The 19,248-nt window shown below is 72.3% G+C and carries 18 protein-coding genes; 1 reads left to right on the top strand and 17 read right to left on the bottom strand.

The annotated features are described in order from the left end of the window. Nucleotides 1-5: 5 nt before the first annotated feature. The 17 genes from argC to ACZ7C5_RS14460 all read right to left on the bottom strand — a co-directional run bounded on the left by argC (nucleotide 6) and on the right by ACZ7C5_RS14460 (nucleotide 17,697). On the bottom strand, nucleotides 6-1,037 hold the full coding sequence (gene argC / locus ACZ7C5_RS14540) for an N-acetyl-gamma-glutamyl-phosphate reductase (protein WP_470322692.1): 1,032 nt from the start codon (nucleotides 1,035-1,037) through the stop codon (nucleotides 6-8). Between the two features lie 212 nt (nucleotides 1,038-1,249). Further along, nucleotides 1,250-2,278 (bottom strand): C45 family autoproteolytic acyltransferase/hydolase, encoded by a 1,029-nt coding sequence (locus ACZ7C5_RS14535; RefSeq protein ID WP_470322691.1) that lies wholly within the window; start codon nucleotides 2,276-2,278, stop codon nucleotides 1,250-1,252. Next, nucleotides 2,269-2,886: a GNAT family N-acetyltransferase gene (locus ACZ7C5_RS14530; protein WP_470322690.1), complete on the bottom strand. Its 618-nt coding sequence runs from the start codon at nucleotides 2,884-2,886 to the stop codon at nucleotides 2,269-2,271. The genes ACZ7C5_RS14535 and ACZ7C5_RS14530 overlap by 10 nt, the downstream gene beginning before the upstream one ends. 5 nt (nucleotides 2,887-2,891) lie before the next feature. Then, nucleotides 2,892-3,155 carry an acyl carrier protein gene (locus ACZ7C5_RS14525; protein ID WP_401083196.1) on the bottom strand — a complete coding sequence of 88 codons (264 nt, stop codon included), beginning with the start codon at nucleotides 3,153-3,155 and terminating at the stop codon, nucleotides 2,892-2,894. After that, complete coding sequence (locus ACZ7C5_RS14520) at nucleotides 3,145-4,680, bottom strand: AMP-binding protein (RefSeq protein ID WP_470322689.1); 1,536 nt, start codon at nucleotides 4,678-4,680, stop codon at nucleotides 3,145-3,147. Before ACZ7C5_RS14520 ends, ACZ7C5_RS14525 begins: the two co-directional genes overlap by 11 nt. A 109-nt stretch (nucleotides 4,681-4,789) precedes the next feature. Next, the gene (locus ACZ7C5_RS14515) at nucleotides 4,790-6,766 is read right to left on the bottom strand and encodes a class I tRNA ligase family protein (protein ID WP_470322688.1); all 1,977 of its coding nucleotides are present in this window, start codon (nucleotides 6,764-6,766) and stop codon (nucleotides 4,790-4,792) included. Beyond that, nucleotides 6,763-7,830 carry an NAD(P)/FAD-dependent oxidoreductase gene (locus ACZ7C5_RS14510; protein ID WP_401083187.1) on the bottom strand — a complete coding sequence of 356 codons (1,068 nt, stop codon included), beginning with the start codon at nucleotides 7,828-7,830 and terminating at the stop codon, nucleotides 6,763-6,765. The genes ACZ7C5_RS14515 and ACZ7C5_RS14510 overlap by 4 nt, the downstream gene beginning before the upstream one ends. Then, a complete protein-coding gene (locus tag ACZ7C5_RS14505) occupies nucleotides 7,818-9,158 on the bottom strand; it encodes a lysine N(6)-hydroxylase/L-ornithine N(5)-oxygenase family protein (protein ID WP_401083184.1) in 1,341 nt (446 codons plus the stop codon). The genes ACZ7C5_RS14510 and ACZ7C5_RS14505 overlap by 13 nt, the downstream gene beginning before the upstream one ends. 65 nt (nucleotides 9,159-9,223) lie before the next feature. After that, entirely contained in the window at nucleotides 9,224-10,375 is a 1,152-nt protein-coding gene (locus ACZ7C5_RS14500; RefSeq protein ID WP_470322687.1) for an acyl-CoA dehydrogenase family protein, read from the bottom strand. Nucleotides 10,376-10,630: 255 nt separating this feature from the next. Further along, entirely contained in the window at nucleotides 10,631-11,311 is a 681-nt protein-coding gene (locus tag ACZ7C5_RS14495; RefSeq protein ID WP_401083178.1) for a 2OG-Fe dioxygenase family protein, read from the bottom strand. Between the two features lie 224 nt (nucleotides 11,312-11,535). Further along, on the bottom strand, nucleotides 11,536-11,814 hold the full coding sequence (locus tag ACZ7C5_RS14490; RefSeq protein WP_188294958.1) for an acyl carrier protein: 279 nt from the start codon (nucleotides 11,812-11,814) through the stop codon (nucleotides 11,536-11,538). Between the two features lie 102 nt (nucleotides 11,815-11,916). Then, nucleotides 11,917-12,867 (bottom strand): beta-ketoacyl-[acyl-carrier-protein] synthase family protein, encoded by a 951-nt coding sequence (locus ACZ7C5_RS14485; protein ID WP_401083175.1) that lies wholly within the window; start codon nucleotides 12,865-12,867, stop codon nucleotides 11,917-11,919. A gap of 1 nt (nucleotide 12,868) precedes the next feature. After that, nucleotides 12,869-13,804: an alpha/beta hydrolase gene (locus ACZ7C5_RS14480; protein ID WP_401083172.1), complete on the bottom strand. Its 936-nt coding sequence runs from the start codon at nucleotides 13,802-13,804 to the stop codon at nucleotides 12,869-12,871. Nucleotides 13,805-13,849: 45 nt separating this feature from the next. Next, nucleotides 13,850-14,623, bottom strand: a complete 774-nt coding sequence (locus ACZ7C5_RS14475) for an SDR family NAD(P)-dependent oxidoreductase (protein WP_188294961.1) — start codon at nucleotides 14,621-14,623, stop codon at nucleotides 13,850-13,852. Nucleotides 14,624-14,828: 205 nt separating this feature from the next. After that, nucleotides 14,829-16,070 carry an MFS transporter gene (locus tag ACZ7C5_RS14470; RefSeq protein ID WP_401083168.1) on the bottom strand — a complete coding sequence of 414 codons (1,242 nt, stop codon included), beginning with the start codon at nucleotides 16,068-16,070 and terminating at the stop codon, nucleotides 14,829-14,831. 47 nt (nucleotides 16,071-16,117) lie between these two features. After that, nucleotides 16,118-17,353: an ATP-grasp domain-containing protein gene (locus ACZ7C5_RS14465; protein WP_401083165.1), complete on the bottom strand. Its 1,236-nt coding sequence runs from the start codon at nucleotides 17,351-17,353 to the stop codon at nucleotides 16,118-16,120. 170 nt (nucleotides 17,354-17,523) lie between these two features. Beyond that, entirely contained in the window at nucleotides 17,524-17,697 is a 174-nt protein-coding gene (locus tag ACZ7C5_RS14460; protein WP_223243763.1) for a lysine biosynthesis protein LysW, read from the bottom strand. A 316-nt stretch (nucleotides 17,698-18,013) separates the two neighbouring features. Between ACZ7C5_RS14460 and ACZ7C5_RS14455 the strand changes: the two genes are divergently transcribed. Next, nucleotides 18,014-19,219, top strand: coding sequence for an ATP-grasp domain-containing protein (locus tag ACZ7C5_RS14455; RefSeq protein ID WP_470322686.1), 1,206 nt, complete (start codon nucleotides 18,014-18,016; stop codon nucleotides 19,217-19,219). Nucleotides 19,220-19,248 lie beyond the last annotated feature (29 nt).

Below are 19,248 nucleotides of genomic sequence, written 5' to 3'. Positions count from 1 at the left end.
CGGGGTTACAGGGGGTGGAGGCCGGGGAAGGTCAGGCCGAGGTTCTCGGGTAGTCCCATGCGGATGTTGAAACACTGAAGGGCGTTGCCGGAGCCGCCCTTGACCAGGTTGTCCAGCGCGGCGATGGTGGTCAGCCGGCCGGTGTCCTCGTCGAGGGCGTAGCCCACGTCGCAGAAGTTGGACCCCAGCAGGATCTTCGGGTCCGGGTAGCGGAAGATGCCGCGCTGGTGCGCGACGATGCGGACGAAGGGCTCCCCGGCGTACTGCTCGCGGTAGGCCCGGCGCACGGTCTTCAGGTCCACGCCGGGGCGCAGGGTGGCGTGGCAGATGGTCTGGACGCCGCGGACCGCCTCGACGCCGGTGGCCGTCATCGCGGCCGACAGGCCGAGGTGCCGGGAGATCTCGGCTTCGTGCCGGTGCCCGGTCGGCGCGAACACCCGCATGGCACCGCTGCGTTCGGCGTGCAGGTTGGCCGGGCCGGCGGTGGCGCCCGAGCCGCTGGACCCGGTGCGGGCGTCGAACTGGGCCCCCCGGTCGAGGTCGATCAGGCCGCGGGCCACCAGGGGGTACAGGGCGAGCACGCCGGCCGTGGCCATGCAGCCGGGAACGCTGATCAGGTCCGCGGAGCGCAGGCCCTCGCGGTACAGCTCGGGCAGCCCGGGCACGAAGTCGCCCAGCAGGTGCGGGGCCTGGTGCTCCTCGCCGTAGTAGCGCCGGAAGACCTCGGTGTCGTCGAGCCGGAAGTCCCCGGTCAGGTCGACGACGACCTTGGAGCGCCGGGTCCACTGCTCGACCTGGGTCATCGCCACCCGGTGCGGCAGCGCCAGGAACACCGCGTCGCAGTCCGGGACCTCCTCGGCCGCGCAGAACGACAGATCGGTGGAGGACCGCAGGTTCGGGTGCACACCGTCGATCCGCTTGCCGGGGAAGCGGGACGAGACCGCGCCCACCAGCTCGACCCCGGGGTGTCCCAGCAACAGCCGCAGCAGCTCCCCGCCGATGTAGCCGGCCGCGCCGACCACCGCCACCCGCATCATGACCGCACCCCCCTCGCCGACATGCTCCGACCCACCACCACGACTCCCTCCATTGCGAACCGACCATCCGTCACAGGGAAACTACGTACCCGGCCGTACCTCTCGCGTCCGCGGCAAACGCATTCCGCAGGACGCACCGCACTGACGTCGCCGCCGCGCGGCTACACGCTCCGATTACTCCGGGTCCGGTGCCGTCGCCCGGACGCCGGCCGTCACCGCAGGGAGTGGACCTGCTCCGCCACCGTGGACGGATCGCCCGGCCAGAGCCGGAGCTCCCGCAGGTCCGGGCGCAGGACCACCGCCGCGACGGTCCGCTCGCGCCGGATGTCGCCGTTGTCGCGCACCAGGACCGGTGGCGTCGAGAGGAGCCGGTGATGGCCCGCGGTGTCGCCCGCGGCCGGGATGCCGGCCTCCCGGACGGCGTCCAGGCGCCGCCGCGACGAGTTCTTGGCGAAGACGTTGATCTCGTCCCGTCCGGCGAACCGCGCGTCCAGGAAGTGGTTGGTGTGCGCCGGATCGGCGTCTTCGAGGACGCTGCGCTCCCGGCCCAGGGACTCGACGCACACGGCCCGTTCCTCTCCGCACACCGTGAACGAGCGCGAACTGGCCAGCGGGAGCCCGCACAGCAGCTCGACCGCGTGGTCGACGCTGTCGGCGCTGTCCAGCACGTGACGGATCGCCAGGTACGGCGGCACTCCGGGCTCCCACTCCCCGCCGAGGACGAGGTTGAGGCCGACGGCGATCCCGGCGTCGTTGACACCGAGGTAGCCCAGGAGCCCGGCGAAGCTGAGCACCAGGGAGCGGTGCCGCGGCCCCGAGACCGCCAGGACGGCGATCTGGTCGTCGAGGTTCCCGTTCAGGTCGACCGTCTGGGCCAGCACCGGCCCGCCGCGGACCGAGGCGTAGGTGGTGCAGTCCCCGGCGGTGACCCGGCTGTAGCCCAGGAGTTCGCGACGCAGTTGCAGCAGCCAGGCCTCGTCGCGCTCGATGCCCGCGCCGGCGGCGAGGCCGTCGACCTCCTCGGCGAGATCGGGCAGCGTCGTGGCCACGACCTCGCGGTGGGCGGCGATGGACGGCCGCAGCGCGTCGAGGTCCATCGGCCGGTCGCTGAGGTGGCCGAGGCGGGCGAGCGAGTCGCCCAGGAAGCCGCGGAGCCGTCCGGCCAGCGCGCGCCCGTGGGCGAACCCACGGGTGTGCGGCGGGCCGGACAGTTCGAGCAGCGGCGCGCCGTTCACGCGCACGGGTTGACGGCCTTGCCGGCCCGGCTGAGCTGCTCCCCGACCGAGGGCCACTCGGCGCGGAGCACCGAGTAGTAGATGGCGTCGCGCCGCCGGCCCTCGGGCATCGGGTTGAAGCTGCGCATGACGCCCTCCTCGTACGCGCCGATGTTGCGCAGTCCGGCGCGGGCCTGCACGTTGAGCACGTCGGTCTTGAACTCGACGCGCTCGGCGCCCAGGACGTCGAACGCGTGCCGCAGCAGCAGGTACTTGACCCACCGGTTGACGCCCTTGCCCTGGAAGTCGACGCCGAGCCAGGACCAGCCGATCTCCAGGCGCCCGTCGGCCTCGGCGAGGTTGCCGTAGCTGGAGCTCCCGGCGACCTGGCCGGTGCACTTGTCGACGACGATGTAGACCGCGCGCCTGCCGGCGGCCTGGTCGGCGAGCATGGCGTCGAAGAACCGCTCGTAGTCGACGTCGTTCCCGACCCGGGAGACGAAGTACGTCCAGATCCGGTCGTCGAACGCGATCTTGCGCAGCGGCTCCCGGTCGGCCTCCGAGATCGGGTGGAGTTCGACGTGCTCGTTCTCGAGGAGCGCGGAGGCCTGCCGGCTCCAGGTGGTGCTGTTCAAGGAAGTCATCCGTTCTGGGGGGCGTGGCGCCGGAGGGCGTCGACGACGTTACCGAGGGTGCGCATGCCGGCGAGGTCGTCCTCGGTGAAGTTGTCGAGACCGACGTCGGCCGCCCGGCACAGGGAGGTCAGGAACAGGACCTTGTTCAGGGACGTGATCCCGTACGTGTGGACGAGGTCCTCGGCCGGGTCGAGGGCCGTCGGATCGGGGTGGTCGCGCAGCACCCGGGATAGCTGTTCGCGGGCCAGGGTGTCGAGGTCAGTGGGCATGGATGCCTGCCTTCGGGTCGTCGATCCGGTCGCGGTGGCGGTCGGCGATGCGCTTGCGGATCGGCTTGAACTGGGAGGTGAGGAGCCCGTTGTCGACGGCGAAGGGCTCGTCGGCGACGATCACCCGGGAGATCCGCTCGTCGGGCTCGGAGGCGGCGTTGACCAGGGCGAGCGCCCGGGCGATCGCGTCGGTGTCGACCGGGCCGGGGTGGGGGGAGACGACGGCGACCAATCCGGCCGGGCTGGGGTGGTACAGGACGCACTCGGCCACCGCGCCGGTGTCCCGGAAGCGCGTCTCGACGGGCCTGACGATGACCTTCTTGCCGTTGTCGAGGACGATGACGTCGTCGGCGCGGCCGAGGATGTACAGGAACCCGTCCTCGTCGAGGCGCCCGAGGTCCCCGGTGCGGACGATGCCGCCGGGCCTGAACATCCGCTCGCTGTCACCGGGAGCGGCGTACGTGTAGGCCGTGTTGACCGGGTGGTCGCTGCGGACGCAGACGACGCCCTCCTCGTCGATGACGATCTCCTTGCCGGGCAGCGCCCGGCCCACGCTGCCCTCCCGGTGGGCACCGGGGTGGTTCTTGGTGGTGATGCAGGTCTCGTTGAGCCCGTAGCCCTCGAAGATCGGGAGCCCGAGCCCGGTGTAGAACCCGAGCGTCGCCTGGTCGGCGGGGGCCGAGCCGGTCCACAGGTAGCGGACGCGGTCGCCGAAGAGCTCGGCGGCGGCCTTGGCCGGCTCGACGCCGTCGGCGATGCTGCTTTCGAGGTGCCGCCTGGCGGTGTCGAAGAAGGCGGGGACCCCCATGACGACCGTGGGGCGCACGGTCGGCATCACGGCGAAGACGGACTGGTAGGTCGTGATGGTGATGTCGTGTCCCCAGTACAGCGCCGAGTAGAGCCAGTAGCGCTGCTGGAGGAGCGAGAGCGGAAGGAACGTCAGGACGTCGTCACCCGGGCGGTGTTCGAACAGGCTCTGGACGGCGCGCAGCGAGGAGTCGATGCTGCCGGCGGTGGCTTCGAGTCCCTTGGGGGCGCCGGTGGAGCCGGAGGTGAACTTGACGGTGGTGCACTCCGTGGCGGCCCACCGCTCCGGGGCCGGTTCCCCGGCGGCCCCGACGGCCCCGGCGGCCTCCTCGGCGTGGCCGGCGACGGTCGCGATCGACACGGCCTCGGCTGGGGAGCCGTCGGACAGCGGGACGTCGGTGTAGAGCAGGTCCAGGCCGTAGCGCTCGACCAGGTCGGCGTCGGGGCGGAACTTGCCCGGCTCGAACCCGGCGGTCTGCGCCTTGAGCATGAGGGCGGCGAGGTCGAGCAGCACCCATTCCAGCCGGTTGGCCGAGAGGATGCCGATCCGGTCGCCCGCGCGGACGCCCCGGCGGCGCAGGGCTCCGGCGACGGCCCTGGCCCGGTCGTGGAACTCGGCCAGCGGCATGGTGGTGCGGTGGCCCAGGCCGGTGACGGTGATGGCGCCGTCGTGCGAGGGCCTGGTGGCGATGATGCGGTTGATGATCGATTCGGTCATTGCTGCTACCGGTCCTTCGCGGCTGCGATGTGGTGGGCCATGGCACGCACCGTGCCGGGCACGGTCTCCTCGGGCGGTCGACTCCTCGGGCGGTCGGCTCCTCGGGCGGTCAGCCGGTGCCGAAGAAGCGGGTGCCCGAGAGGGTGCAGCGGCTGCCGGGCTCGACCAGGTCGGCCGTGTCGGGCCAGGTCTCGACCGCCGGGATGCCGAGGGCGGCTGCCAGTCCGGCCGAGAAGCGCGGCATCAGGGGGGCCGAGACGGTGGCGAGGAGGCGGGCCGCGGCCAGTTCGAGGGCGACGGCGGTACGGGCCTCGGAGCTCCACCGGTCGATCCCGGCCAGGGCGGACTGCCGGCGGGAGAAGGTCCGGACGTCGGTGACGATGCCGTCGAGCACGGCCGCGGCGGACCGCAGCGAGAACCCCTCGGGGTTGAGTGCGGCGGTGGCCTCGTCGAGCCGCAGCGACAGCCGGGCCAGGAAGGCGGTGTGCTCGGCGGTCCAGGTGCCCGCGTCGGGGACGACGCCGTCGAACCGGGCGTCGACGCGCTCGCCCAGGCCGGTCAGCCACTCCTGCCACTGGCCGACCAGGGTGTCGGCGCAGGCCCGGTCGAACTCGGCGCGGCGGAAGTCCGTGCGCTCGCCCTCGGGGCGGGTCCCGGAGAGGTAGTAGCGGACGGCGTCGACGGTGTCCGGGGTGAGGATCTCCTTGCCCCAGATCGCGTGCCGCCGGCTGGTGGAGAACTTCTGGCCTTCGAGCAGGTAGAACTCGTTGACGTGGTAGTCGATGTCGGGGTTCCACTCCGGGAAGGCCAGCCGGTACAGGACCGGGTAGAGGATGGAGTGGTAGAAGCTGTTGTCGTAGCCGAAGAAGTGCACGATCTTCCAGTCGGGGGACGGCACTTCGCGCGACCAGTCCTCCCCCAGTCCGGCGCCGAGCCGCTCGATGCCGTGGAGGAAGCCGTAGCTCATCTCCGGCCAGACCCAGATGACCTGGCCGTCCGGGGCGTCGCCGGCGGGCCGCACGCCCCAGTCGGAGGGGTGGGAGACCGGCAGGTCGAGCGTCTCGCGGGCGAAGACCCGCTGGGCCAGCTCGCGCAGGCGGGCCGGGACGCGGCCGAGCCCGTGGTGCTCGGCGACGGCGTCGGCGAACTCGTGCAGCGGCAGCGTGTAGCGCTCGGCCTCGTCCTGCTTCGGCGCGGTGCCGCTGATCCGGGAGGCCGGGTCGACCAGGTCCGCGACCAGGTTGGGCTCGCCGCACTCCTCGCAGATGTTGCCGCTGGTGCCGTGCGCGCAGCCGGGGCAGGCGCCGCCGACGTTGACCTCGTAGAGGTACGCGCCCGTCTCGGCGTCGAAGAGCGCGGGCGTCGCCCTGGGGCCGACGCTTCCGGAGTCGACCAGCCGGGAGAAGAAGCGCCGCAGGCCCTCGGCGTAGCCCTCGTCCTTGTTGGTGACGGAGTACTGGTGGACCTCGATGTCCATCGCCTTCAGCGTCGCGGCGATCTCGGCCGAGTAGTGGGCGGCGACCTCGGCCGCGGTGGTGCCCTCGCGGGTCGCGACGGCCTCGACGTAGCTCTGGAAGTCGTCGCTGCCGGTCAGGTGCCAGGCCCGGTTGCCGTTGAGGCGCTGGTAGCGGACGTAGACGTCGGCGCCGAGGTAGGGGCCGGAGAGGTGGCCGAGGTGGAGGTCGCCGTTGGGAGTCGGCGGGGTGGAGAACACGAACTGCGGGCGCTCGGTGAGGTTCGGGCGGACCCGCGACTGCGCCGAGACCCGGGCGCGGGCCGAGTCGCGCCAGTACTGGGTGAGGAAGACCAGGTCCGTGTCACCGGTGTTGGCGAGGATGTGGGACTCGAACGGCTCGAACAGCACCACCGTGCCGGGCCCGGCCCGATGGGTGCGGCCGTCGACGGTCAGCTCGCCCGTACCGGCGACGATGACGAAGAACTCGGTCTCGTCGTGCCGGTCGGTGTGGGTGGAGGCACCGGGGGCGACCCGGCCCCAGCCGGCGCCGACCCCGAGGCCCTCGACCGAGGACATGTCGATGCCGAAGGCCGCGGTCAGTTCGGACTCGCTGTAGTGGTTCAGGATCATGACTGCCTCTGCGGTGGCTGGGAGAGGGTGCGGACCGGTGCGAGGTCCAGGGCGGCGACGGTCTCGGCGGCGATGGCGGGGGCCAGGCGGTAGCCGGAGCCGCCGGCGGCTCCGGCGAAGACCAGGCCGGGCCGCAGTTCGGCGACGACGGGTTCGCGGCGCGGGCTGTACGCGTCGCAGAACACCCGGCCCGAGGTGCACCGGGCCGCCAGCCCGGGCGCGAAGCGGCCCAGGACGGCCCGGGCGTCGTCGAGGTCGGAGCGCTCCAGCCCGGGTTCGAGGTCGTCGGGGGCGACGTCCCAGCGGTCGCAGGTGTAGCTGAACAGGTAGTGGCCGCGCTCGTGGAGGGGCAGCAGGAAGGCGTCCTCGTCGTGGAAGACCGCGAGCGGGGCGTCCGGCGCCGGGGCCGATTCGAGGTGGGTGGCGACGACCTTCTTGACGCGCAGGCCGAACGGGGCGAGCAGCTCGGCCCAGGCGGGGTGCGCGATCCACGGGCCCGGGGCCAGCACGACCCGGCGGGCGAGCAGTTCCTGCCCCTGGCCGAGGGTGATCCTGTGGTGCCCGTCCTCGGCGGCGAGCGCCGTGACCTCGGCTCCCTCCAGGACGGCCACCTGGTCGCGCAGCCGGGCCAGGACCCGGCCGGTGACGGCCTGGACGTCGGCGTAGTGGCACCCGTCCAGGGTCCAGGCGCGGGCGCCGGCCGGAGCCGCCCAGCCGCGGGCCGGGTCGGCCGGGGCGGTCTCCCCGCCGAGCCGCAGGTAGCTGGTGGGGACCGCGTCGCCGGCGCCGGTGGCGACGACCGTCGCGGCCACCTCCCGGATCGGCAGGTCGAGTTCGGCCGCCAGGCGCTCCCAGACCCGGTGGGAGTGCTCGGTCATGGACCGGACGCGCTCGGTCGCACCGCGCGGGAAGTGGACGCCGGCCGAGCGGCTGGAGGCGCCCTGGCCGACCAGGCCGCGTTCCAGGACGGCGACGGACAGGCCGGGGAAGGCCGCGACCGCCTCGTGGGCGATGAGCGCGCCGATGACTCCGCCGCCGACGACGGCGAGGTCTACCGTGTCCACTGGGTGCCCCGCCCGCTCTTGGCCGACCAGTCGATGAACGACATCGCCAGCTCGGGGGCGGTGCTGCCGCGCAGGGAGTTGACGATGCGCTGGGCCCGCCAGGCGTTCAGGCTCAGGTTCACGTCGGGCAGGCCGCGCTGGCCGCGGACCGCGTTCTGCATGAAGATGTTCCGGTCCGGCGGGCCGTCCCAGCTGACCGCGAAGTCCTCGTTGACCCTGACCTCGCCGTTCTCGGTCTCGATGCGGCCCATCAGGGGCTCCAGGAAGGTCTTCGGCGCGGGGCGGAAGCCGGTCGCCCACACCACCGCGTCCACCGGCAGGCACTCGCTCTGGCCGGACTCGTCGTTGTGGCGCAGCATCACCTCGAACGCCCCGCTCGCGGTGCGGTCGGCGGACACCACGTTCCGGTTGGGCAGCAGCCCGAACCGGTGCTCGTCCCGCTCGATGAACTGGAGCCGGTACAGCACCTGGTAGATCGCCCTGAGGGTCGACTCGGAGATCCCGTCCGAGCTCAGCAGGTGGGCCGAGTTGAGCTCGGCCCGCTTGGACTCGGACAGCCGGTAGAAGTACTCGGAGTACTCCGGCATGTAGAAGTCGTTGGTGAACGTCGAGTCGTCGATCGGGAAGTAGTTGCGGCGGCGGGAGACCCAGGAGACCCAGGCCGGGCGCTCGGCGTCGGACCGCGAGATCAGGTCCAGGAACGCCTCGGCCCCGGACTGGCCGCCGCCGATGACGGCGACCCGCTTGCCCGCCAGCTCCTTCGCGTGCCGCAGGTACTGGCTGACGTGCAGGTGGCCGGCGCCCAGGTGCGGGACGGCGTAGTCGGGCACCCACGGGACCGTGCCGACGCCCACAGCGATGTTGTCGGCGGTGACCTGGCGGCGGTCGGTGGTGACGCGGAAGACCCCGTCGAAGTCGACCCGCTCGACGGTCTCGGAGAAGGCCACGTTCTCGTTGGTCTCGGCCGCCCAGGCCAGGTAGTTGCGGAACTCGGTGCGCGGCACCTCGGCGAACTGGGCGTTGAGGAAGTGGTACATCCGGCCGTGCTCGTGCAGGTACGACAGGAACGAGAAGCGGTTGGTCGGGTCGGACAGGCTCACCAGGTCCTTGAAGATCGACACCTGGAGGGTCGCGCCGGTGATGAGCTGGTCGTCGTGCCAGGTGAAGCTCGGCTTGCGGTCGAGGAACAGGTTCGGCTGCTCCGGGTCACCGTGCAGCAGTGCGGCCAGACTCAGGTTGGCCGGGCCCGCCCCGATGCCGACGAGCCGGAGGTGACTGGGCTGCTCGGCGGCACCGGACGCCGTCGTTGGCTTCGGTACAGGTCCCACGTCAGGTCCTTCCTGTGGTGGTGCAGGCTGTTGGGCTCGGTCCCGGTGCCGGTCGCACCGGTCGTTCACAGGGCGTCGGCGATCGTCATCTCGATCACTTCGGACGCCCCCTCGTAGATGCGCAGGGAGCGGACCTGGCGGTAGAGCCGCTCCATCGTGCTGCCGGCGACGATCCCGGCGGCGCCGAAGATCTGGACGGCGCCGTCGACGATCTCGCCGGCCGCCTCGGTGCCGTAGAGCTTGGCCGCCGAGGAGTGCCTGGCGTAGTCGAGTCCGGCGTCCATCGCCCAGGCGGCGCGGGCGGTCAGCAGGGAGGCGGCCGAGAGCTTGACGTCCATCCGGGCGAGCGAGGCCTTGACGAGCTGGAGGTCGGCGAGCCGGCCTCCGTAGGCCCTGCGGGTACGGGCGTGGCCGAGGGCGAGCCGGAAGGCGCGCCTGCCGAAGCCGATCGCCGCGGCGGCCACCGTCGCCCGGGCCCGTTCGAGCGCGTCGAGGGAGACCACGAGGCCCTGGCCGCGTTCGCCGAGCACGGCCTCGGGGCCCACCCGGAAGTCCGTGAACGTCAGTTCGGCCCACGAGCGGGGGGCGATCGCCCCGACGGGCTCGGCCTTGAAGCCGGGGGCTGAGCAGTCGACCACGAAGGTGGTCAGGCCCAGCGGGCCCGGGCCGTCCCCGGTGCGGGCCAGGACGACGCACACGTCGGCGATGTCGCCCTGGGCGATCCACGCCTTGGTCCCGTTGAGGACGAACCCGTCCCCGTCGGGGGTCGCTTCGAGCGCCGCGGCGGCGAGGTCGGACCCCGCGCCGGGCTCGGAGACGGCCAGCGCCCCCGCACTGGTCCCCGCGGCCAGGCCCGGCAGGTGGCGGCGACGCTGCTCCTCGGTGCCGTGGCGGGCGATCGCGGCGGCGGTGAGCTCCTGGATCGAGTAGGCGAAGTCGGCCAGGTCCTCGTGGTACGCCAGGGCCTGGCGCCTCAGACACAGGGACCTGAGGTCGGAGTCGGGCCGGTCGGGGTCGAGGTGGCTCAGCCACCCCGACCGGCCGAGGTCGGCGAGCACGGCCCGGCCGGTGGCGGCCGGATCGGTGGTGTCCAGGCCCGCCCACGCCTCGGCCCGGTCCCCGCACCACGTCACGATCCCGTCGGCGAGGGCGCGGTGCGCGTCGTCGTACAGCGGCAGGGCGAGGACGCCGGGATCGAACACTTCGGAGAGACTCATCGTGATCCTCACTCGGGTGGTCGGCTCGGTGGTCGGCCCGGAAGCGGGCTCCAGCCGGTCGACCGGGTCGGTGTCGAGGGAGCGGGCGGCGGAGGCCCGGCCGTGCCGGGCGGATCCGCCGCCGCGCCCCTTCCTCGCCGCTGTGCCGTGCCACGTCGTCGAGGTGGACGCTGCCGGTCGCGGAGGCCGGCGTCCGCCCGGCGTGGGACCGGGCCTACCGCGAACCGGCCTACCGCGGGACGGGGTCCGTCTCCGTCAGCAGAATTCCAGGAAGAACATGTCGCGGTACCCTTCCGGATTCGGCGCGAGCACCTCCACCGGGGAAACCGAGTGCAGGCAGGTCTTGTCGTCCAGGAATATGTAGTCGCCCGGGTCGGCCAGGGTGCGGCTCAGAATCGACGACTCGGCGTTGTCGTAGAGCGTGCTGACCCCGCCGGCGATTCCCTGTCGCGCGACCAGCATCATGACGATGTGTTCGACGCCGTCCCGGTGGATTCCCTCCGGGGTCGGGTTTCCGGCCTCCCCCTCGGTGGCGACGATGCGGTGCTGGTGGATGTTGACGTGCCGGACCCTGGGCACCTGTTCGCCGTCGGGCGCCGCCTCCTCGATGCGGGTGGCGAAGTGCGCCAGCACCCGCCGGAACACCGGGGTGTCCAGCAGCGCCGGGTCGACCGGCTCGAAGCGGCGGACGACTCCGCCGTTCAGCTTGTTGATCTCCTTGCTCTGCAGGAAGCCCTCCTGGTCGACCACCCGGACGGTGTCGGCGTCGAGGTCGTAGGAGATCGCGGAGTACTTGCGGCGCCGGTACACGCCGCCGTCCCCCATGTGCGGGTCCAGCGGCAGGTTCTCCCAGAACCGGCCGAACCTGTCCCAGTCGTCGCTTTCCTGGAGCAGGTCGTCACGCACGTTGCCGAGCGAAAAGTTTGGCTCTTCCATTCTTTCGGTCTCCTCCGGACGGGATGTCGAGCCGGACGTCCTCGGCGAACGCCCGCTGGGAATTCGGTCTGCCACGTCGAAATGGACGATACGGGTGCGCCGGTATTCCGGGCGTCCGCTGCCGGTTCACTTCGACGACGCGATGCGTTGACTTCCGTCCTCCGCATTTGCGCATTTCGCTTACCCGGCCGGCGCGACCGTTCCCGGCCGGCCGCCGGGGCCCACTACGCGGCCGGCCGGCGCGCGTCGATCAGCGCGGCGAGGTCCGCGACGGGTGTCTCGCCGACCAGCTCGCCCATCTCCACGGTGACCGAGGTCTCCTGGAGGACGCGGAACTGCACGGCGACCACCTGTAGGGATCCGGCGCCGAGCTGACGCAGGGTCCGCCGGTCGACGTCCTCGGACTCGGGCAGCTGCACGATCTCGCGGACCAGGGTCCGCAGCCACTCCAGCGTGGCCCGGTCGACGCCGGCGGTCCCGGGCCCGCCCGGTGCGGCGCTCACTGCGCCCCGCCCTGGTCGGCGCGGGCCGTGACGGTCAAGTTCTGCACTTCGGTGACTCCTTCGTGGATGCGCGACGGCCGGTCCGCCGGCGCGGCCGTCCGGTCAGGCCGCGGGGTCCGCGGAGTCCGCGCGCAGCAGGACGCACACCCGCAGCCCGGACACGCTGGACGCCAGCAGGTAGAGCCCGCCCGGACGGACGGCGCCGGCGGACTGCCGGTCGACGAGGTTGATCAGCGGGTCCGCGGCGAAGCAGTGCCCGACCCTGGCGATGTTCGACGTGTCCAACTGGGCCTGGCGGAACCCGGCCTGGAGTTCCTTCATCGTCACGATCGGCAGGTAGATGTTGTTGTGCAGCAGGCCGTCGATCGCCTCGACCCCGATGCCGGTCCCGGCGGTCAGCCGCTGATTGGCCGCTCTGGCCAGATCGGCGCTGATCTCGTTGCCCCGGCCGAGCGTGGCCGGGTCCTGGGCGTACGCGTCGCCGACCCACGTGTAGGACTCCGGGGCGCCGTCCGACCGCCGGGTGACCAGGCAACTGGCCGCGCCGTCGCTGAACAGCGCGAAGTCGGCGATCCGCGCGGACTCGGCGGACACCCGGTCCGTCGTGATCACCAGCACGGTCCGGTGCCGGCCCGCGGCGACCGTCGAGGCGGCGGCCTGGAGTCCGGTGAGCAGGTTCGCGCACCGGTTCAGGGTGATCCCGGTGACCGGGACCGGCCCGAGCCCCAGCCCGCCGAGAACCGACGCGATCAGCTCGCCGTGCGCCTCGACCTCGGCGGGGAAGGCATTGGAGCACAGCACCAGCGCGTCGACCTCGCCCGGCTCGACGGCGGCCGCGCGCAGGGTCTCGCGGCCGGTCCGTACGGCGAGGGCGGCCAGGTCGAGCTCCGTGCGGTGGACCGCCCCCCAGCCCCACATCCCGGCGTCGGGCACCATCCGCTGCCGGTCGACGTACTCGGCGAACCCCTCGATGTCGGTGTGGTCGACCGGGGTCTCGCCGAGCACGTACCTGGGCGCGCGCAGGACCACGCCTGCGGTCTCGTCCGGCGCCATGTCACTTCAGCCGTTCGCGCAGGTACTCGGCGATCAGGTCCATCGCGTCCCGGGAGATCTCCAGGATCGCCGACATGGCCAGGAAGCCGTGCGTCAGGTTCTCGTACCGGTGGTAGTCCACCGGCACGCCCGCCCGGGCGAGCGCGTCCGCGAAGGCCTCGCCCTCGTCGTGCAGCGGGCAGTACTCGGCCGTCATCACCAGCGCCGGGGGGAGCCCGCCGAGGTCGTCCGCCTTGAGCGGCGAGGCCAGCGGGGAGTCCCCGTCGGCGGGATCGGCGAGGTACTGGCTCCAGAACCACGCGGACGAGTGGGCGTTGAAGAACATCGGGTCCTGGTTGTCCCGCATCGACTGCGTGTCCGCGGCGTTGTGGAACGGCGGGTAGACGAGCACCTGGGCGGCGATCTGCGGCCCGTCGTCGTCGGCCCTGGCCATCAGGGCCATCGCCGCGGCCAGGTTGCCGCCGGAGCTGTCCCCGCCGAGGGCGATCCGCGCGGGGTCGGCGCCGATCTCGGAGGCGTGCTCCGCCACCCACTTCACACCGGCGTAGCAGTCGTCGGTCGCGGCCGGGAACGGGTGCTCGGGCGCGAGCCGGTAGCCCACCGACACGACCACGCAGGGCGTCAGCTTGGCCAGCGCCCGGCAGATCGCGTCCGAGGTCTCCAGCGAGCCGACGACCCAGCCGCCGCCGAAGAAGTACACCAGTACGGGGAGCGGGCCGTCGCTCCGCGGGCGGTACACCCGGATCGGCAGCCGGCAGGCCGGGCCGTCGATCTCCAGCTCGAAGATCTCCTCGGGCTGCTCGTGCCAGTCCCAGGCCGTGGCCTCGGTCTCCGCGTCCGATCGCCTGGCCTCGTCGATGGACATCGTGTAGAGCGGCGTGAACCCGGTCGCGACGCGGTAGTCCCGGACACTCGCGATGGTCGGATCAAGCGGCATGCGAACTTCCCCAGTCCTTCGGCTCCGACGGTCTGTTCCGGACGCTCATCGGCCGATGAGGTGCTGCTGCGCCGACGGACGCATCCGCAGGCCGTGGATGCCGCCGTCCACGGCGAGCACCGTGCCCACCGAGGCGCCCGACAGCGGGCTCGCCAGGTAGGCGATCGCGCCGGCGATCTCGTCGGTCGTCACCAGCCGGCCCATCGGCAGGGTCTGGTTCATCGCCTCGCGCGCGGCCTCCGGGTTCGGCGTCCGGCTGAGCTGCCCGGTCACCCAGGGCGAGTCCGCCGCGCCGGGGGCGACGCAGTTGACCCGGATGCCCTCGCGGACGTGGTCCGCCGCCATGGCCAGCGTGAGCGCGTAGACCGCGCCCTTGCTGGTCGAGTAGAGGGCCCGCTTCTCCAGGCCGGCCCAGGCGACGATCGAGCAGGTGTTGACGATCGCGGCGGAGGGCGAGCGGCGCAGGTGCGGCAGCGCGTGCCGGGAGACCCTGACCATGCCGACCACGTTGATGTCCAGGACGCGCCGCCACTCCTCGTCGTCGTTCTCGGCGACGTTCCCGACGGCGGCGACGCCGGCGTTGTTCACCACCACGTCCAGCCGGCCGAACCGCTCGACCACGGCGGCCACGGCGGCCTCGACCTGGGCGTCGTCGGTGACGTCGGCCTCGATGCCCAGGATGTCGTCCGGGACGCCGTCCAGCTTGAGGTCGAGCACGGCGACGTCGGCGCCCCTGCTCTTCAGCATCTTCGCCGTGGCGAGGCCGATGGCCCCCGCACCGCCGGTGACGATCGCGGTCAGCCCTGTGAAGTCGCTCACTGGTTTCTCCTGTTCATTGCGGACGTTTGCGGACGATGTGCGGACGGTCTTGCGGAAAAAGGGGATGCCTCGGCGCGGCGTCACCGCGTGCGTGCGGACGCGCCCGCTTCGTGCGGCGGGACGTGGTCCCGGGTCAGGAATCCGGTTCGCCGGCCCCGGGGGCCGTCACCCGGCGGTCGTCACTCGGGGCCGTCACTCGGGGCCGTCACTCGGCCGCAGCCGCTGTGGCGGCCGGCCGGCGGAGCCCCAGACTGAGCTGGACGCTCAGCAGGCCCAGCACGGCGACCAGGATCCACAGCGCCCCCGGGCTGCTCGCGTACACGGCTCCGCCGACCACCGGGCCGGCGCCCGTGCCGACCGTGTACGCGGCGCCGTACAGCCCCTGGTAGCGGCCGACCAGCCCCGGCGGGGTCAGGCTCACCAGGTGGGCCTGGACGATCGAGGAGGACACCATCTCGCCGAGCGTCCAGACCAGCACCGTCGCCACCAGCGGGCCCATCCCGTCGGTGAACCCGGTCAGCGCGAGCCCGGCGCACGTGAACAGGTTGCCGGCGGCCAGCACGTACTCCGGCCGGTACCGGGCGACCACGCTGATCAGCGGCAGCTCCAGCAGCACCACCAGCAGACCGTTGAGCCCCATCAGGAGCCCGAAGTCACGCTCGCTCAGGCCCACGGCGGTGACGTGCAGGGGCAGGCCGACGCTGGTCTGGATGTAGACGAACATCGAGAACACGGTCATCAGCAGGAACCGCACCAGGGTGCGGTCGGCGAGCACCTGCCGGTACCCGACCGCCGGCTCCGCCACGGCCGGCTCCGCCGCCTCGTCGGAGCCGGACCCCTCCCCGGGCGCGTCCCGTAGCAGCACCGCCACGATCGCGCCGAACACCAGGAGCACGGCGGCCTCCACCAGGAAGAGCCCCCGGTAGGAGATGCTCGACACCACGCCGCCGAGCACGCCGCCCAGCGCCGCGCCGACGTTCTGCGCGAACCGGAGCACCCCGAAGGCGGCGAGCCGCTGCCCGGGCGCCACGCAGTCGACCAGCACCGCCGCCATGGCCGGCCGGTAGATCTGCGACACCACGCCGATGAGACCGACCACCACGACGACCAGCGGGAGCGGTCCGAGGAACGGCACGCTCGCCGTCAGCCCCGAGGTGGTCACGACCGACAGCAGGATGGCCGGCCGCCGGCCGATGGAGTCGGTGAGGTGGCCGCCGATGACGTTGCCGAGCACCCTGCCCAGGCCGGACGCGCCCAGCACCAGCCCCGCGGAGCCGGCGGAGTAGCCGCTCCTGGTCAGGTAGAGCACGATGAACACCGGCAGGAAGGTGCCGACCTGGAGGATCAGGTTGCCGAGGCTGATGATCCAGACCCGGTGGGGCAGGCCGCGCAGGGTGTCACGGAACCGCGGCTCGCCGACGCTCGACCGTACGGCTTTGTCGGACAACGTGACTCCTTACTCGGCGGCTTCTGCCCGGTCACCGGGGACGGGCCTCAGGGCCCCTCGGCGTAGAGGTGGTCGCGCTCGATCTCCCGCAGCTTCCGGTAGTCGGCGTCGAGCTGCGCCGGGTCCTCGGAGATGAGCAGGACGTACCCCACCTGGGTCGCGACGTCGATCGTCCGGGGCAGCGGCTGTCCTTCCGGGTGCCACAGGACGGTGCGGGCGTGGGACGGGAGCCCGCGGACGGCGGCCAGCGCCTCCTCGGACGGGACCACCCCGCGCTCGCTCGGGTTGACGAGGTGGACGAAACGCAGGCGTTCCAGCAACCGGTAGGCGGTGGTGGGCAGTCGGTCGAACCCGTCCGGATCCGTCACCGCCCGCACGACCAGGTCGACCTGGTTGGTGCCGAAGCAGCGGTCGAGGATCTCCGGGACCTGCCCCCCGCCGAAGCGTGCGGCGCACTCGACCAGCACCGGCCCCCTGGCGGTCACCATGACCTCGGTGTGGCCGGCCCAGTTCCTGATCTCCAGGGCGTCGAGCACCCGGTGGACGTAGGACTCCACCTCCTTGGCGACCGGATCGTCCGGCGCCAGGGGCTCGTTGTAGTCGTAGATGATGTTGCCGCCGGGCAGGCGGGTCTTGTAGTACCGCCAGATCTCCACGGTGTGGTGCCCGCCGTCCCGGCTGACCGTGTTGACGAAGTACTCGTCCCCGTCCAGGAACTCCTGCGCCAGCACCACGGTGTTGGGCATCGCGTGGCGGTCGGTGCTGGTCATGATCTTCTCGTGGACGGCGCGGACCTGCTCCGCGGACGTACACGCCACGACGTTGTCGGTGCCGGCGCTGGCGACCGGCTTCAGGACGACCGGGTAGCCCGCCGTCTTCTCGGCCCACTCGACGATCTCGTCGGCGTCGGACGAGACGATGGTGTCCGCGTGCTCCAGTCCGGCGTCGCGCAGGGCCAGGACCATGTCGTACTTGTTGCGGCGGGCCGTCGGCCTGCTCATCCCGTTGCCGGGAGTGCCGAGTTCGGCGGAGAGCCGGTCGGCCAGCTCGACGCCCGACTCGCCGGCCGCGATCACCCAGGCGACCTCCTGCTCGCGCAGCGCGGCCGCCGTCGCGTCGATGTCGCCGTCGTGCCGGATGTCGGCCACGAAGCCCTCGGGGAACGGCAGCCGGGCCATGTGGACGTCGGGGCTCGGCGACTGGACGTGCACGCACTCCATGCCGAGCCGGTGCAGCACGGGCAGGAGGTGGCGCCCCATCGAGAACGCGTCGACGAACGCCACGCGCCTCGTTCGCGCGCGGGAACTGGTTGGCATCGTCAGCTACTTCCCTTGTGAGTCGGAACGAACCCCGGACGGAGGTTCCTGGCGGGCCGGAGACCCGGTCGCGGCTGCGCACCGCCGACCCGCTTGCCGGGGAACCGGGGCGCCACCGCGCCCACCTGCCTGATCGCCTACTCGCCCCAGTCCTCTTCGACCTCGGGTGCGAGGGCGAGGACGGCCGGGCTCAGCGCCACGATCTCCAGCTCGCTCCGGCAGCCGGCGCAGTCGACGATCTCGTTGAGCCGCGCCGTTTGACTGATCTGCACCTCGTCCTCACACTCCGGACAGGCCAGCATGGTGCTCATGTGACGGTTTCCTTTCCATCGGTTGTTCCGGGGCGGAACGCCGTGTCGACGGCGGTGGGGACCGGTCCGCACCCTCGGTTCCGGTGGTGTCCCGGTGCGGTACCGGTCGGTCTGCCGCATCGAAAAGGACGGTACGGCCGGGTCGGCGCCGGGTGCGTCCGCGACAAGCTCATCCGTGGGGACGCACCGCGTTGACCTCGCCGTCCTTCGGCTACGTACCTCGCTTACCCCGGCGCGGACCCGCCCGTGCCACCCTCGTGCTGGTCTGGGTGCTTCTTTGCACCAGCCCTGGAACTCGGCCCGGAGGTCGCGGCGCGTGAAATCCGTACTCATCCTCTCCAAGTGGCAGGCCGGCGGCGTCCTCCTCGCCGCCGGACAGCTGCGGGCCCGCGGCCTGCGGTCGGTCCTGGTCTCCGAACTCGCGGACAACCGCCACCGTGACGACTGCGACGACCACGTCCTGGTGGACTGGGACGGCGAGGACGTGCCCGCGCTCGTCGCCCGGCTCGACGAGCGCGGGATCGTCCCCACCGCCGTCGTCAGCCTGATCGAGGCGCTGATCCCCTGGAAGGACGCGCTGGCCGCCCACTACGGCCTGCCGGGAGCCGGCGCCGGCCTGGAGGTGCTGGCCAGCAAGACGCTGGTCAGGGACCGGATGCGGGCCCTGGGGCTGTCCACCATGCGCTACTGCGGCGACCCGGCGGAGGTGGACTTCTTCCCCGCCATCGTCAAGCCCGCCCGTGACTCCGCGGCCTCGCGGCTGGTCCACCGGGTCGACGGCCCGGACGAACTCCTCGCCTGGCAGCGCCACCTGGCCGACGGCGGGCACTCCGGCACCGAGATGGTCTACGAGGAGTTCCTGCCCGGCGTCGAGTTCTCCGTGGACGGCCCCGTCGTGGACGGCCGCTTCCACCCGGTCCTGGCGGTCGAGAAGCCCGACCACGACGACGTCAGGCACCACGACGCGGGGCTGCGGGTCCACCCGCCCCAGCAGGACCACGTGCGGGCGGGCGTGCGCGCCCTGACCGAGGCGGTCAGCGCGTTCTGCGCCGACCTGCGCCTCGACCAGCACTGGCTGCACGTCGAGGGCCGGTCCGACGAGGACGGCCGCACGGAACTGGTGGAGATCAACCTCAGGTTCGGCGGCGGCATGTACCCCACGGCGATCCGCGAGGTCAGCGGGATCGACCCGATGGAGGCGGTCGTCTCCATGGCGCTGGGCGAGTTCTCCCTGGACCGGCTGGGCCCGGTCCGCGACCGGGCGATCGTCGGCTGGGTCGACGTGGAGGCCGAGGAGCTCGGCCGGGTCGAGATGCGCACCACGGAGGACGACCTGCTCGGACTGCCGGGCGTGATCAAGGCGGAGCTGGTCGACGGCTACCTGGTCCACAGCCTGGAGCAGGAGAACTACTTCATCCGCTTCGCGATGACCGCCGACTCCGTGAGCGAGTTGCGGGCCCGGGCCGAGACCGTCCTGGGCGCGCTCGACTACCGCATCGTCCCGCCCCCGCACACGGACTGAACCGGCACCACGACGCCCCGGTCCCCACC

The organism is Kitasatospora sp. NPDC036993 (assembly GCF_055607525.1).
The sequence above is the reverse complement of the archived record's forward strand: the minus strand, read 5'-3'. Positions and strand labels throughout refer to the sequence as shown.

Coding starts and splice junctions, on each gene's coding strand:
- argC (WP_470322692.1), bottom strand. CDS start 1,037: ATGATGCGGGTGGCGGTGGTCGGCGCGGCCGGCTACATCGGCGGGGAG.
- ACZ7C5_RS14525 (WP_401083196.1), bottom strand. CDS start 3,155: ATGCCCACTGACCTCGACACCCTGGCCCGCGAACAGCTATCCCGGGTG.
- ACZ7C5_RS14520 (WP_470322689.1), bottom strand. CDS start 4,680: ATGACCGAATCGATCATCAACCGCATCATCGCCACCAGGCCCTCGCAC.
- ACZ7C5_RS14515 (WP_470322688.1), bottom strand. CDS start 6,766: ATGATCCTGAACCACTACAGCGAGTCCGAACTGACCGCGGCCTTCGGC.
- ACZ7C5_RS14500 (WP_470322687.1), bottom strand. CDS start 10,375: ATGAGTCTCTCCGAAGTGTTCGATCCCGGCGTCCTCGCCCTGCCGCTG.
- ACZ7C5_RS14495 (WP_401083178.1), bottom strand. CDS start 11,311: ATGGAAGAGCCAAACTTTTCGCTCGGCAACGTGCGTGACGACCTGCTC.
- ACZ7C5_RS14485 (WP_401083175.1), bottom strand. CDS start 12,867: ATGGCGCCGGACGAGACCGCAGGCGTGGTCCTGCGCGCGCCCAGGTAC.
- ACZ7C5_RS14480 (WP_401083172.1), bottom strand. CDS start 13,804: ATGCCGCTTGATCCGACCATCGCGAGTGTCCGGGACTACCGCGTCGCG.
- ACZ7C5_RS14460 (WP_223243763.1), bottom strand. CDS start 17,697: ATGAGCACCATGCTGGCCTGTCCGGAGTGTGAGGACGAGGTGCAGATC.